The organism is Brevibacillus sp. 1238, assembly GCF_029892995.1.
Taxonomy (GTDB): Bacteria; Bacillota; Bacilli; order Brevibacillales; family Brevibacillaceae; genus Brevibacillus; species Brevibacillus parabrevis.
On the sequence record NZ_JARXWC010000003.1, the window covers coordinates 78,501 to 92,522 of the forward strand.

The 14,022-nt window shown below is 52.5% G+C and carries 16 protein-coding genes and 1 riboswitch; of the genes, 9 read left to right on the forward strand and 7 right to left on the reverse strand.

The window, feature by feature from the left end:
• Nucleotides 1–2: 2 nt before the first annotated feature.
• Nucleotides 3–311, reverse strand: coding sequence for a DUF5665 domain-containing protein (locus M2298_RS07935; RefSeq protein ID WP_173597067.1), 309 nt, complete (start codon nt 309–311; stop codon nt 3–5).
• Between the two features lie 174 nt (nt 312–485).
• Here M2298_RS07935 and M2298_RS07940 point away from each other — a divergent pair, with 174 nt between their 5' ends.
• The 3 genes from M2298_RS07940 to M2298_RS07950 all read left to right on the forward strand — a co-directional run bounded on the left by M2298_RS07940 (nt 486) and on the right by M2298_RS07950 (nt 3,601).
• Nucleotides 486–941, forward strand: a complete 456-nt coding sequence (locus tag M2298_RS07940) for a pyridoxamine 5'-phosphate oxidase family protein (protein ID WP_122964962.1) — start codon at nt 486–488, stop codon at nt 939–941.
• 88 nt (nt 942–1,029) lie between these two features.
• Nucleotides 1,030–1,155: riboswitch (SAM riboswitch) on the forward strand.
• Between the two features lie 95 nt (nt 1,156–1,250).
• On the forward strand, nt 1,251–2,414 hold the full coding sequence (locus M2298_RS07945; protein WP_280648420.1) for an aminotransferase class I/II-fold pyridoxal phosphate-dependent enzyme: 1,164 nt from the start codon (nt 1,251–1,253) through the stop codon (nt 2,412–2,414).
• A complete protein-coding gene (locus M2298_RS07950) occupies nt 2,411–3,601 on the forward strand; it encodes a trans-sulfuration enzyme family protein (RefSeq protein ID WP_122964966.1) in 1,191 nt (396 codons plus the stop codon). Before M2298_RS07945 ends, M2298_RS07950 begins: the two co-directional genes overlap by 4 nt.
• Nucleotides 3,602–3,628: 27 nt before the next feature.
• Here the strand turns inward: M2298_RS07950 and M2298_RS07955 are convergent, their stop codons facing one another.
• On the reverse strand, nt 3,629–4,240 hold the full coding sequence (locus M2298_RS07955) for a YhcN/YlaJ family sporulation lipoprotein (protein ID WP_280648421.1): 612 nt from the start codon (nt 4,238–4,240) through the stop codon (nt 3,629–3,631).
• Between the two features lie 197 nt (nt 4,241–4,437).
• On the opposite strand from M2298_RS07955, the gene M2298_RS07960 reads away from it, so the two are divergent.
• Nucleotides 4,438–5,772 (forward strand): PhoH family protein, encoded by a 1,335-nt coding sequence (locus M2298_RS07960; RefSeq protein ID WP_122964968.1) that lies wholly within the window; start codon nt 4,438–4,440, stop codon nt 5,770–5,772.
• A 354-nt stretch (nt 5,773–6,126) separates the two neighbouring features.
• Here M2298_RS07960 and M2298_RS07965 read toward each other — a convergent pair whose 3' ends face one another.
• The gene (locus M2298_RS07965; RefSeq protein ID WP_122964969.1) at nt 6,127–6,606 is read right to left on the reverse strand and encodes a DinB family protein; all 480 of its coding nucleotides are present in this window, start codon (nt 6,604–6,606) and stop codon (nt 6,127–6,129) included.
• A gap of 134 nt (nt 6,607–6,740) precedes the next feature.
• Here M2298_RS07965 and M2298_RS07970 point away from each other — a divergent pair, with 134 nt between their 5' ends.
• Together M2298_RS07970 and M2298_RS07975 are read left to right on the forward strand one after the other, a co-directional pair.
• Nucleotides 6,741–7,187 (forward strand): hypothetical protein, encoded by a 447-nt coding sequence (locus M2298_RS07970; RefSeq protein WP_122964971.1) that lies wholly within the window; start codon nt 6,741–6,743, stop codon nt 7,185–7,187.
• Nucleotides 7,188–7,253: 66 nt separating this feature from the next.
• The gene (locus tag M2298_RS07975) at nt 7,254–7,799 is read left to right on the forward strand and encodes a hypothetical protein (protein ID WP_481752850.1); all 546 of its coding nucleotides are present in this window, start codon (nt 7,254–7,256) and stop codon (nt 7,797–7,799) included.
• 75 nt (nt 7,800–7,874) lie between these two features.
• Here the strand turns inward: M2298_RS07975 and M2298_RS07980 are convergent, their stop codons facing one another.
• Nucleotides 7,875–8,375: a hypothetical protein gene (locus M2298_RS07980; RefSeq protein ID WP_122964974.1), complete on the reverse strand. Its 501-nt coding sequence runs from the start codon at nt 8,373–8,375 to the stop codon at nt 7,875–7,877.
• A 65-nt stretch (nt 8,376–8,440) separates the two neighbouring features.
• On the opposite strand from M2298_RS07980, the gene M2298_RS07985 reads away from it, so the two are divergent.
• Nucleotides 8,441–9,088 carry an MBL fold metallo-hydrolase gene (locus M2298_RS07985; RefSeq protein WP_217021552.1) on the forward strand — a complete coding sequence of 216 codons (648 nt, stop codon included), beginning with the start codon at nt 8,441–8,443 and terminating at the stop codon, nt 9,086–9,088.
• Nucleotides 9,089–9,184: 96 nt separating this feature from the next.
• Complete coding sequence (locus M2298_RS07990) at nt 9,185–10,471, forward strand: CapA family protein (RefSeq protein ID WP_122964976.1); 1,287 nt, start codon at nt 9,185–9,187, stop codon at nt 10,469–10,471.
• Nucleotides 10,472–10,484: 13 nt separating this feature from the next.
• On the opposite strand, the gene M2298_RS07995 is transcribed toward M2298_RS07990, so the two are convergent.
• Entirely contained in the window at nt 10,485–11,558 is a 1,074-nt protein-coding gene (locus M2298_RS07995) for a coiled-coil domain-containing protein (RefSeq protein ID WP_173597026.1), read from the reverse strand.
• A 111-nt stretch (nt 11,559–11,669) separates the two neighbouring features.
• Here M2298_RS07995 and M2298_RS08000 point away from each other — a divergent pair, with 111 nt between their 5' ends.
• Entirely contained in the window at nt 11,670–12,809 is a 1,140-nt protein-coding gene (locus tag M2298_RS08000) for a class I SAM-dependent methyltransferase (protein ID WP_280648422.1), read from the forward strand.
• 33 nt (nt 12,810–12,842) lie between these two features.
• Here the strand turns inward: M2298_RS08000 and M2298_RS08005 are convergent, their stop codons facing one another.
• Both M2298_RS08005 and M2298_RS08010 read right to left on the reverse strand, forming a co-directional pair.
• Nucleotides 12,843–13,109 (reverse strand): DUF2626 domain-containing protein, encoded by a 267-nt coding sequence (locus M2298_RS08005; protein ID WP_063229689.1) that lies wholly within the window; start codon nt 13,107–13,109, stop codon nt 12,843–12,845.
• 150 nt (nt 13,110–13,259) lie between these two features.
• Nucleotides 13,260–13,958 (reverse strand): helix-turn-helix transcriptional regulator, encoded by a 699-nt coding sequence (locus M2298_RS08010; RefSeq protein WP_122964979.1) that lies wholly within the window; start codon nt 13,956–13,958, stop codon nt 13,260–13,262.
• Between the last annotated feature and the right edge of the window lie 64 nt (nt 13,959–14,022).

A 14,022-nucleotide genomic window follows, 5' to 3' on the forward strand; every position in this document is an offset into this window, starting at 1 on the left:
TGTTACGGCTGTTTGTAAGTCTGGACGTAATCGACCAGTTCGCGGATGTAGTCGCCGAGGATCGGGATCGAGAGAAATTGTGTCAGTAGCGAACCGAGCAGTGCGAGAACGATAGCAGTCCCAATCGTCAAACCAAGACCCCGGGCAAGACCTGCGAGGAAATTGATCCAGAGCAGCTTGCGCGGGGCTGTGTAATTTTGGATGACATCAGCAAGCCGGATATCCTCCAAAAACATGGCGATCTTATCCATGCGCTCGTTCATTTTCCGCACTTCCTGAAGCTCGTGGAGGACTTGATCTATTTTGTGCATGAGCCGATCTGTAGGCGTAGGAGCCACTTGTTTCAACCTCCTTGTTCCTGGAAGCATTGTTTTCTACCAGTTTAGGGAAAAAGCCGACCAGAATCAAGGCGGGGAGGAAAGGTTTGCCTCCGGCTTGCGGGAGGGGTACAATAGACGTACAAAAGTATACGAGGAGGCATCCGAATGGCTGAAACCGTATCCCAAACCTTATCGGAAGAACTGTTCGCGCTCCTGCAAAAAGAGCGCTTTGTGACGTTGGCCACAGTCGATCACGAGACAGGTGCGCCATCCGTCAGTTCCTTGTCCTGGACTTTTGCTGTGAACAGCGGACTCATCCGTTTTGCTGTAGACAGCCGCTCCCGCATTCTCGCCAATATCGCCAAAGAACCGCAGGTCGTGCTGCATTTGATCGGGGCAGGCTCTTCTTTTGCGATCAACGGGCGCGCCGAGCTAAAGGCAGAACGGCTGGAAGGGGTTCCCCTGAAGCTTGCGATGGCGGAGATTGCGATTGACTCTGTCAGAGACGTGATGTTTTACGGTTCGCGCATATCCGTAGAGCCTCAGTACGAAAAGACATACGACAAAAATGCCGCAGCGAAGCTGGACAATCAGGTCATGGACGCCTTGAAAAAAGCGTAGGCGCGGTTGTCACACTCTTGTGGAAAATCTTGTTGACAAGAAACAGCGCTATCCTTTAGTATTAGGTCATTCAAATTGAATAGCAAACTTCTTATCCAGAGAGGCGGAGGGACTGGCCCGATGATGCCCGGCAACCAATCACCTGTATGTTCGTTCATACGGGGAGATAATGGTGCTAATTCCTGCAGAGTTTTTTAACTCTGAAAGATGAGAAGGTCTTGCTTACGGCGACGTAAACAAAGCCTTCTTTCAGAGGAAAGGGGGCTTTTTTCATGCCCCTCGACATCATTGGAGGGAGAGAATTACGGTATGAGACTGGAAACAAAATTGATTCAGGCAGGCGTAGGCAAAGATGAGAAAACGGGTGCGGTGAGCTTCCCCGTCTACTACGCTACCGCTTATCGCCATCCGGCGCTGGGACAGAGCACAGGTTTTGACTATACGCGGACGGCGAATCCTACCCGTTCTGTTTTGGAAGAGACAATCGCTGAGGCAGAGGGAGGCGATGCCGGCTTTGCCTGCGCGTCCGGGATGGCGGCAGTCCATACGGTAATGGGGTTGTTTTCCCAAGGCGATCACCTCATCGTATCGCTCGATTTGTACGGCGGGACGTATCGCTTGTTTGAACAAGTGCTTTCCCGTTACGGGCTTGCTTTTACTTACGTAGATTTGCGCGATCTGGAAGCGGTGAACAAGGCGCTGCGCGCAGAGACGAAAGCGATTTTCGTCGAGACGCCGACCAATCCGCTCATGCAGATTACAAATATTCGTGAAATAACCAGCCTGGCCAAGCAACACGGGCTTTTGACGATTGTAGACAACACGTTCATGACTCCTTATTGTCAACGCCCGCTAGAGCTTGGGGCTGATGTGATTTTGCACAGCGCAACGAAGTATTTGGGCGGACACAACGATGTGCTGGCAGGGTTGATCGTTACAAAGGGCGAGGAGTTGTCGGAAAAAATCCGGTTTTTGCACAATTCGATCGGCGCCGTGCTGGGGCCGCAGGATAGCTGGCTTCTGGTGCGCGGCATGAAAACGTTGGCGCTGCGCATGGACAGACACCAGTCGAATGCGCTCGCGGTAGCGAAAAAGCTGAAAGAACATCCAGCCGTTGCCGAAGTGTTTTATCCCGGACTGGAAGAGCATCCCGGGCATGAGATTCAGGCGAGCCAGGCGAGCGGATACAGCGGCATGGTTTCGTTCCGGGTACGCTCCCAGGAGCAGGTGGGCTTGTTTCTGCAAAATTTGCGCGTCGTCTCCTTTGCGGAAAGTCTTGGCGGGGTAGAGTCGTTGTGTACGTACCCGGCGACACAGACTCACGCAGACATCCCTGAGGAAGTGCGGGCGTATGTCGGCGTGTGCGATCGATTGCTGAGGCTTTCGGTGGGGATTGAACATCCGGATGATTTGATCGCTGATTTGTTTCAAGCGTTGGATGCAAGTCTCGTCGTTGGGGGGGCTGTTCGATGAATTTCGCGACAAAAGTTTTGCATGGCTCCACAGGCATCGATCCGTTTACAGGTGCGTCGTCGGTTCCGATTTACCAGGCTTCCACTTTTCATCAGTTTGATATCGATCAGCCGGGCACATACGATTACGCCCGCTCGGGGAACCCGACGAGACATGCGCTGGAAGAAGCGATCGCCGCACTCGAAGGCGGAGCGCGCGGGTTCGCCTTTTCTTCCGGCATGGCGGCCATTTCCAGTGTGTTCATGCTCTTTTCGGCGGGCGATCATATCGTGGTCGCGGAAGATGTGTACGGCGGCACTTTCCGTTTTCTGACGAGAGTGCTGTCGAGAATGGGAATTTCCGTCACGTTTGTGGATGCGACACAGACGGAAGCGGTGCGCGCGGCGATCACTCCGGCTACCAGAGGGGTCTATCTGGAAACTCCGTCCAATCCGACGTTGAAAGTGACCGATATCGCTGCCGTTTCCGCCATTGCGAAAGAGCATGACCTGCTCGTCATCGTGGACAACACGTTCCTGACGCCGTACTATCAGCGGCCATTGGAGCTGGGGGCGGATATCGTCATCCACAGTGCAACCAAGTTTATCGGCGGCCACAGCGACGTTGTCGCGGGTCTGGCGGTAACCCGCGATGAAGCGCTCGGCGAACAGCTGTACCTCATCCAAAACGGCATGGGAGCCGTTCTCGGCGTTCAGGATTGCTGGCTGGTCATGAGAGGGCTGAAGACGCTCAAAGCGCGTCTGGATGTCAGCACGAAGTCTGCCGGAGTTTTGGCGGAATGGCTTTCTTGCCACCCCGAAGTGAGCCGCGTCTACTATACAGGCTTGGCTGAGCATCCGGGACATCTCGTTCAGCAAAAACAGGCGAGCGGCCACGGCGCCGTATTGTCTTTTGACGTCGGGAGCCGCGAGCGGGCAAAAGCGTTGTTTGACCGCGTAAAGCTGCCGATTGTAGCGGTCAGTCTTGGCGCGGTGGAGACGATTCTCTCGTATCCGGTCATGATGTCGCATGCGGCGATGCCGGCAGAGGAGCGGCAAGCTCGCGGCATTACAGACGGTTTGATCCGGTTGTCCGCAGGTCTGGAAGACGCGGACGATTTGCTGGCAGACTTGAAACAGGCTTTGGAAGCACTGCCGCCATTGCCATCCGCGATTCCAAGCAAAAAAGAGGCATACTCCCGGGTGTAACGACCCGGGGGCTATGCCTCTTTTTTCTTATGGAGTGCCAGTGCGATTTACGTTGATTTTTCCTTGCGGGGTACGCCCATTGTTGTTGATCTGTTGTTGCTGATTTTCCTGCGCCGGTGTTTCTTCGCGCTTTCTGACATCTCGCGGCAGTTGCGGAATGATCCGTCCGACGATGTCGGCCAATTCCTCTGCGAAGCCGGAGATCGGGTGGCCTCTGCGAATGTCTGCCGCCATTTCTTTCAGCCGCTGAACGATGTCCGGGTCGGCTGTTACGACGGCATTGGCCCCCTGCGGGTCTTCTTTCAGCGCTTCTGCCACGGTGTACTTGATGACGCCGACTTCCGGTCGATCCAATTGGGCGTCTACATCGATCCCGACGACGGCGTATTTGCCAATCACGACGGCTGTGGCGCCATTGACTTTTTTCACGCGAGTAGCCAACTGGACGAGACGGTCGGCGGTCGCCTGCGAAGATTGGTTGTAAGCTGGTTCCGGTGCCGTTTGCTGAACGCGCTGGGTATGGGGCGCTTGCTGTTGGTTGGGTTGTGGCGCAGCCTGGTTCGCTTTGTTGCCCGCCATGCACCCTGACAAAACAAGGCTCGCACCCAGGCAACCAATGATGATCCGTTTCACACGCATACTCCCTTTCCCCGTAGTGCCTCCGATCAGGAGGGCAGGTTACCTGTATTTTGTTCCCCTCCGCCCCATTTCATTCTGCCAAGGGTCGTCTATCTCTGTTCGACCGAACATAGACTGTAGTACATCACGTCGCCACAATTGAGCATCCCTCCAAAAATTGCATACCGTATATAAGAAGGGTAATAGGAGGCGAGATTTTGAAGAAAATCTACGTACTGGACACCAACGTACTCCTGCAAGATCCACGGGCGATGTTCTCTTTCGCTGACAACGAAATTGTCATACCCGCAGTGGTGTTGGAAGAAATCGATTCCAAAAAGCGGTACATGGATGAAATTGGCCGCAACGCACGGTACGTATCGCGGCTCTTTGACAGTTTTCGTGAGCTGGGTCATTTGCACAAAGGCATTACCCTGGAGACAGGCGGGCTCTTTCGGGTGGAGCTGAACCATTCTTCGCTCCATCAGTTGCAAAAGCAATTTACGGAAATGACGAACGACAACCGCATTTTGGCGGTCGCACTCAATTTGCAGGAGGAGGAGAACCAATCCCCACAGCCCAGACCCGTCATTTTGGTGAGCAAGGATGCGCTCATGCGTGTGAAGGCAGATGCCTTGAACATTTCAGCGGAAGATTTTCTTTCGGATCGCGTCGTAGGTGAATTTTCCAGCATCTACACCGGCTATCAAAAGATGATGGTAGCCTCGGAGATCATCAAGTCTTACTACGCGACGCGCAAGCTTCATCTGGCTACCTGTTTCCCTCGCTATCGCTTTTATCCGCACCAGTTTCTCGTATTGAAGGACGAGTGCAACCCGTCCATTTCCGCGATTGGAAAAGTAGACCCTGACGGCAAAACTTTGGAAATGCTTGTATCAGATGACGATCCGATTTGGGGCATCCGGGCCCGAAATGTGCAGCAAAGAATGGCGACAGAGCTGTTGCTGCGAGATGATATTCCGCTCGTGACCATGACGGGGAAGGCGGGAACAGGCAAGACGTTGCTGGCTTTGGCTGCGGGGCTGCTGCAGATTGAAGATCAGCAAAAGTACAAAAAGCTGTTGGTAGCAAGACCTATCGTTCCTTTAGGAAAAGACATCGGTTATTTGCCCGGCGAGAAAGAAGAGAAATTGCGGCCGTGGATGCAACCGATTTATGATAATTTGGAATATTTATTCAACACAAAGCGCCCAGGCGATCTCGACAAAATTTTGGCGGGAATGGGCAGCTTGCAAGTAGAAGCGTTGACCTACATTCGCGGCCGCTCCATTCCGGGACAGTTTATCATTATTGACGAAGCGCAAAACCTGACCAAGCACGAAGTAAAAACGATTTTGACCAGGGTAGGCGACGGCTCGAAAATCGTTTTGATGGGCGACCCGGAGCAGATCGACCATCCGTATTTGGACGAAAGCAACAACGGTCTGACTTATGTAGTGGAAGTATTCAAAGACCAGAAGCTGGCCGGGCATATCCGCCTGGAAAAAGGCGAGCGGAGCGTGCTTGCACAACTCGCGGCCGATTTGTTGTAAAAAGCGTGTATGAAAATCGTTTTGCGGACCATACTATAGTTGTCGAGCCCGTCAGATTCATGTAGCAAACGGCGAAATGCCTTGCAGGAGGCGAAGATCCGTGGATAATCATGAATTAGCAATCGACGAAAGTCGAATGGAAATAAGCCGAGTTCTTGGGTAACCTAATCTCTTCAGGGAGGTTGAAGTGCCAAAGAGAATAACCGGTAAAACCCCATAAGCAATCGGGCTCGACAAAGAACCGCTCCCAATCTGGGGGCGGTTTCATTTTTGCTTGGTAAGAGGGCCATAAAAAACGCGAAAAACCGTGGGAATGGTTCCGCGTTTTGCTTTGTTGGCGAATGAGTCAAAAAGTTAAGCGTTGGAATGGGCGATTGCTTTGCGCAAAGCGGAAATGGTGCCGATGTGCATGCCCTCATGGAACAGGGTGAAGACCATCATCTCGCCATACGTGTTCATGACACCTTTGTCACCCAACTGGAACGGTTTGGGCAGCGGGTCATTCAGTTTCGTTTGCAACTGTTCTTTTACCCGGGCGTGCTGCTCCTTCAATTGTGCCGCCAGCTCCTCGATGGATGGCACATCGCCTTGCCAGTCTGCGGGCTTTGTGCCGGGGCTGAACAAAGCGGCATACGACGGAGGACATTTCATTTCGGCTGGTCCGAACAACAAGTAATCCTGCGTGAGCAAGATGTGGCCGATATTCCAGTGAATGTTGTTTTTGAATCCTGCCGGAACAATCTCTGCCTCTTGCTCGGATGTTTTGGACAAGCCTTCAAGAAACATGCCGCGAATCATATCATACTGATTCCATACAAATGAGTAATCCTGCATGACAAAACCACCTTTCATCCATTTCCATTCTTCTCCATGTTACCGTAAAAAAACGATTCAGAAAACAAGCGCTCGCTATTTTTTGCAAGGTTGTCCCGCTGCCTTCATACACATGTAAAAAGGAGGGAGCGCATATGGTCACGTTGGACTCATCCATCGCCTTTTTTGTGTATGTGACGGCTGTTTCCAGTGCGGCGGCAGGTGTGACGGAAGCGTTCAAATCGATTATTCCGTTCTTGTCGACGGACTATGAGCCGAAGGAAGATTGCTGGGAGGATCAAAACCATGCGGCGCGGCTGATGAATTACAAGCGATTTTTCAACCTGCTCATCTCTGTTTTGGCGGCAGGCGTCATTTTTGGCATGCTCGGTCTGGACCCCGCCCTGATCTTGACGGGCGCACAGACGGCGTATGTCGAAGACCCGTGGCAGGTGGGAACGTGGCTGTGGGGCATCGTCGCGGTGTTCGGCTCGCCGTTTTTCGCTTCCGTCCTGAAAATTTTGGAAGGCTTCAAGCAATCGGTCAATCACAATCAGCCACCCAATCGCCCGCGGCAAAAAGTAAGCGGTCCGCGGGAGTGAGCACAACCTGGTTGAACCGTGCTTGCAGCGTGCGGTAAGATAGCAAAAGTACATACCGCAAAGTAGGTGGGCACGTTGAAATGGCAAAATTCATTCCGAATGCTTGGACTGTTTGTACTGCTTGCTTGTATGCTGGCAGCCTGTTCGTCGCAAGCAGGGCCAGCCGGGGCGTTTGATCCGGAAAATCAGCAGGAATATGGCGTCAGCGGGGTTTACCTCGGCCAAAACATCAAGGAAGCGATGGACTTGCTAAAGCCGACCAAAGCCGATTTTATGGACATGATCTCCCGCGAAAGCTATACGGTGGAGAGAATGGCAAAAGGCGAGGGCGAGGCGGTCATGGGCATGCTTTTGATCGATCGCACACAGCTGCTCGTCAAGGTCAGAAAAGGCGAACTGATCTCGATCATGCTGGGCGGCGTGGCAAAAGAAGATGCGGCACGCTTTCAGACGCTCCGCGGGCTGTCCATGTACGACAGCAAGGAACAACTGAAAAAATTGTACGGCGAAGGGTCCGGAGAAACCGAGGTTGTGTACGAAGGCAGCAAATATACGGCCAACTTCGGCGTCTCGGGCGGTCAGGTAGTCTGGTTCCGCTTTGACAGCAAGTAGTCGTCTCGGCAAAAAAGCAGGCGGGTTCTCCAAAAGGGAGCCCGCCTGCTTTTTTATGCGCGGCGCGAAGGCACGTTACGACAAAGCCAGAAAGTCCAGCTTGACCTTGTATGCCTTGGCGATCCCTGCGGCAAGCTCCGCCAGATTGCTGTCGATGAGGTAGATGGTATCCGCTTGATCCGCCTGGGGGATCGTGCCCTTGACATGCTCCTTCCATTGCTCGGCCGCTGCCCAGCGATCGTCGGGCGAGCCGGAGTTTTTATCTGCCGTAAACAGCGCGACTTGATCTGCATAAACAAACGTATGGCCATTTTCCGTGACGAAGCCGATATCAGCCCCCTCGTCTATTACGGCTTGGGGAGGAAGCAGCAGCAAGGAGAACTCCTCCCCAAGCATGTTGGATTTTTGCAAGATCGCCGCAAGCTTGTCCCGCTCTTCTTCGCTCTCGACAATAAAAAGCAGTTTGTCCCGAGCAAAGACATTGACATGGTCTCCGATTTTATGTATGACTTGAGCATAGAACCCGGGCAGTTTCCCGGCGGGGATCGCAAGCTCGATTCCGTACATATGTCGCATATCCTTCATCCTTTTCGCAAGCTTTCTTTTTATCGTATCAAAAAATCAGGGAGGTTCCTATTCTTATGAGCGACCAACATCTCGCCGTCCAATCTTTTGCCTTGGGAGGCTTTCAAACAAATGCTTACGTCTTGACCAACAAAGAAACAAACGAAACGATTGTCATTGATCCAGGCATGCAGCCAGAGCGGCTGCTCCAGGAAATTGCCGGTAAAAACGTCGTAGCGATCTTGTTGACCCATGCGCATCTCGACCATATCGGAGGGCTGAATCAAGTAAGAGCGCTGACCAAAGCTCCGGTGTACATTCATCCGCTCGAACAAGAGTGGCTGACCAATCCTGATCTGAACGGGTCCAGCCGCTGGGGACTGCCTGAGCCGATTGTTTGCGAGCGTGCAGAGCATGAGCTTGCCGATGGTCAAACGCTTGCTCTGGCTGGTTTCGACATCCAGGTGCTGCATACGCCCGGGCACTCTCCGGGAAGCTGTTCCTTTGTGATCGGAAAGCATTGCTTTGGCGGGGACGTCCTGTTCCAGCAAAGCATCGGCCGTACCGATTTGTTCGGAGGCGACTACGAGACGCTGATGATCAGCATTCAAGACAAGCTGTTTGAGCTGGAAGATGACACCATCGTCTACCCTGGACACGGTCCCAAGACGACGATTGACTACGAAAAAACGTACAATCCGTTCGTGACAGGCATGCTGCGCTAAAAGACTTCACGATTGTTTATGAGGCAAAAGAAGAGGAAATGGCTTGCAGACGGCGAAAAGGAAGTGGGTTACATTATCGCTAAAGGAGCTATTGTCATGAAGCAAACATGGAACAAGTGGGTCATCATCACAGCGTTAGGCTGTATGAGTCTGGCCGGATGTGTCCCGCCAGCAGCCCCTGATAGCCACGCTTCCAAGGCTCCTGTCCTGCAAGTGAGTCCGTCCGACAATGCCACGCCGCAGACAGCAGAGGAACCGACTACTGACTCGCCATCCGATACAGTCCCCCCAACTGGGGAAGCGCCGCCATCCCGTTTTCCGGAACAGCGGATTTCGCTTCTCGCGGTCGGGGATATCATGGTTCACCAGGAGCAAATGGATGCCGTCTGGAACCCGGCGACCAAAACGTATGACTTCCACAAGTTTTTTCCTTACGTCACGCCGCTGTTTCAGCAGGCTGACTGGGTAATCGGCAATCTGGAAACGACGATGAGCGGCAGTCAGGCCCGCTACTCGGGATATCCGATGTTCAATTCCCCGGAATCTTTGGGGCAGACATTGAAGGAAGTCGGTTTCACTGCGGTAACGACTGCGAACAACCACTCGATGGATCGCAAAGAGCAAGGCGTGCTGCAAACGCTCAAGTACCTCGATCAGGCGGGAATTTTGCACACAGGGACGTTTGCCAGTGCCAAAGAGCGCGACGAGCCGCTGCTTTTGACCAAGGACGGATTTACGCTCGCTCTGCTTTCCTATACGTACGGGACGAACGGAATCGCCATCCCCAAGGACAAGCCATACCTCGTCAACCTGATTTCGCCTGAGTTGATGAAACAGGACATTGCCCGTGCGAAAGAAAAGGGAGCCGATCTCGTTGCCGTCGCCCTGCACTTTGGGGTCGAGTATCAGCGGTTGCCGAATGCGGAGCAGATTAAGACAGCCGAGCTGTGCTTGACCTACGGTGCCGACTTGATTTTGGGGGCGCATCCGCACGTGGTTCAGCCGTACGAATGGAAAACCGTTACGCGGGAGGACGGCACACAACACAAAGGCTTGATTACGTATTCGCTGGGGAACTTCGTCTCTGCCCAGAGATGGGATTACAAAGATGTCGGCGCGATTCTCAAGCTTACGCTGCACAAGGACGAGTCTGGAAAGGCGAGTATCGAACAGGCGGAAATGCTGCCGACCTACGTTCATTTTTTCCGCAAAAACAACAAGCGCAATTATGTCGTTTATCCCGTGGCGGAGACATTGGAGGGATTGCAGCGCGGGGAGAAGTATCCGGGCCTCACGAAAGAAGCGATCCAGTACATGACCCGCTTGCAAAAGGAGATGCCTGTTCACATGAATATGGCTGTTTCCAAGAAAAAAGCCAGCTAACCGTTAGCTGGCCTTATTTCTTTCCGAAGCCGAAGGGGAGATTCAATTTCAGTTGAAGCTTCAGCTCTTCGTTTTGCAGGCTGATTCCTTGCACCTGAATATTCGGGGAGATTAGCTCGGGGTAGAAGCCGAGGTCGTACGTCTTTTCCATTTCGTCGACAGTTGCTTGCGGCAGGGCGAACCCGTCGAAATAAAGCTCCGTGATGTGGAACTTCAACTGGGTAGGAGAGACAAGCTCGTAGTTGCCGACCAGCCGAAGCTCCATGTGGTCATACGTGCCTTCGACAGTCAGCTTGTCGTTTTCAAAAGAAAAACGGGATTGCTTGAACAATTCGTCTTTTTGCATCAAAAACTGGTTGAAATCGCTCTGCTTGATCGTCAGCGTGTGCGAGAAGAAGCCGTCGGACTGAATCCGGTCAGGCGTGGCCAACTCCGGTACTTGCACCATCACTTTGGCCAGCATGCCAAAAAACGTCTGGAAAGCGGGCAAGCCGCGTTTTTCCCAATCATTGATCAGATGATCCATCAGCGCTTCCACGGTGGTAGGATCGTCAAGCTTTTGCACGTTTTTTTCTTTTTCCGCCTGAATGGCGATCATCTCCGCCAATTGCAGCTCGTATTTTTTGCGGAGGTCCTGGAGCAGAGTGAGTCGTGCTTGCTTGTCTGTCTGCATCGTGGCAAGCTTCACTCGCTCGGCGTGGTACGTCTGGAGCCGATTCATATCATACTCGTACACGAGCTGGTAGAAATCGAACATCAATAAAAACTCATTGAAATTTTCCGCATTGAGTAAAAGCGTGAGAAGATTGGCGCGTTCACCCATGTAATAAGCCCGTGCCACCTCGCCGGCATGGCGCTGCATCGCTTCAATCACCAGCTTTTGGCGTTGCAGGTCCAGATCGATTTGAGCGATATCCCGATAGGTTCGCGTCTCTTCATCCTTGAGCAAGGTGAGAGTTCGCTCCAGTTCTTTTTGGGTAAAATGCTGCTGCAAGATCAACTGCTCCAGCGGAATTGCAGTCTCTTCCTGGGCGAACACAGTCAGCGGACATACAAGCAGGAACAAGACGAGCAAAAATTTACGCATGTTTTCACCTTTTGCTTTCATGATGGAAGTCGCTTGCCTTTCCACATTGTATGACTTCTTTTTCGTATTATAGCCTTATCAGGTTGAATTTGGATAGCAGGAGAAGAGCCCATGGATATAAACGCTATGATTCGCCGTGAAATGGAAAGCCAGGAGGGAGGCGCGATCCCATTCGCACGCTTTATGGAGCTGGCCCTCTACCACGACTCCTACGGCTATTATATGTCGGACTTGCCCAAGGTAGGCAAAGATGGCGATTTTTTTACCAGCGCGACCGTACACGCTGTCTTCGGGGAAACATTGGCGGATGTCGTGATAAAGCTGTGGAGCACCGCGGCGATTGAGCAGCCTGCGCTCGTTGAAATCGGAGGCGGGACTGGCTCCTTGTGCAAAAGCATGCTTGCCCGCATACAGGAAGCAGCGCCAGATGTGTACGCCAAGCTTACGGTTGTGTTGATAGAAGCAAGCCCGTATCATCGCCAAAAACAGCAAGAGGCCCTTTGCGAGCACGAGGTGCGCAAAATATGGTACTCGTCACTGGAAGAAGCAGCGCAAGCAGGCGGGCTAGAAGGGGTGATCGTGTCCAATGAATGGCTGGATGCCTTTCCCGTCCATTTGGCGCAAAAGACGAAAACGGGTTGGAAGGAAGTAGCGGTGACATGCGAGGAGGGGCAGTTCACGGAGGTGCTGCAAGAGCCGGGAGCCACGCTTTTGAACAGCCTGACAGAAATCGAGGCTGCTACCGCGATGCCAAACGGGATGCGCATCGAGGTGAATCTCGGGTTGGAACAGGCGGCGCAGCAGGTCGGACGCTTGCTTGCCAAAGGCTACGTGATGACGATTGATTACGGCGACAGACAAGAGGAGTTGTATCATGCCAGCCGGAAAAACGGGACACTGATGTGCTACTACCGCCATCAAGCCCACGATAATCCGTACATTCACGTCGGCGAACAAGATATAACGGCGCACGTCAATTTTTCCGCATGGAGCCGTTTTGGCGAAGCGGCGGGGTTGCGAGAGGTTTTGTATATGCGCCAGGATAAATTTTTGCTCCAGAGCGGCCTTTTGACCAAAGCGGTCGTCCATCACGATACAGACCCGTTTACAAGTGTCGCGATGAAACGCAACCGGGCGTTGTTGCAGTTGATTGATCCTGCCGGGCTGGGCGGACGGTTTCGAGTCATGATCCAGCAAAAAGGCGTGGAGAACAGCCTGGATACGGCAAGCTTTTTCAGGTCGTTTGCATAAAAAAAGATGCTCGCAGATGAGCATCTTTTTTTCTTACATCATCAGTTGCATGAAAGCGTGTTCTTGCGGGCCTACAGGCATTACGAAGAACGTGTAGTACGTGAACCCTACAAAAGACAGGAACATGAAGCCGAAAAAAATGTTCAGATACACTCGCTCAGTCAGGCTCATGTAGCTCAACGCTACGAAGAATGCTGTAAGACCGAAGAAGATGAGCGACATTGGGTACAGACCGCCCCAGAACGCCATCAGCGCGATAACGATGGTCCAGAAACCAAGCACGCGATACATACGATCCATTTGTTGTCCCCCCTTTTTGCCTAGATCGGTAAGATTTACAAGATTCCTACCCCATTATAAAGGACAGGCGAAGACGTGTAAACGATAAAGGTATGACGGATTTGGGGCGAAGGAAAACGCTTCAAATCACCGTCCGGGTGAGGATCATTCTCAATAATGGATAACCGTATAGTTGCACGATTTGCAGCCCCTGATCATCGAGCCATCCTCACGTAATTCAATCTTCCCTAAGTACGTTTCGAATATTCCCATGAGCAGAGCGTTATGCATCTCGCAAACCGCGCGCGGATATTTTTTGGCCGTGTCGGAAAACGTGCAGTTGTTTACACGAAAACGAAGGGTGCCTTCGTCCAGCTTTTCAATATCGGGTTTCAATCCCTGAGCAACGACGAGTCGATGGATCAGGTTCAATTTCTCTTCCAAAGTAGCCGTTTGCAGATTCAATCCGCTTTGGACAACCGCCCGTTTCGCCATCTCTGTACCAATGCGATGCCCCATATTGATCAGAGCGGCTTCGCCCGCCTCGCCGAGCGACAGCAGGCTTTCGATTGCGATATCGGCCAGAAGCTGATAGTCGCGAGGTGGGAACTGGAGGCTCACCACCTGTTCAGACAGGGAATACAATCGACTGGGACGTCCACCTTTGCCACTTTTGTCCGAGACGGCTGTGAGCAAATTCACGTCCTCCAGCTTTGTCAGATGCAGGCGGGCCACATTCGGATGGATGGAAAAGTGGTCTGCGACATCCTGGACAGTGATTGGATCTTTGCTGTACGCGACAAATTGGTAAATGGAGAAGCGGGTGGGGTCTGCCAAAGCACTGGTTAACTTATGCGCGTCGTGGTCCATGCCGGATACCCCTTTCTCAAGTGACAAACCGTGTTCCATATTTGTTTGAAAAAATTTCACATCC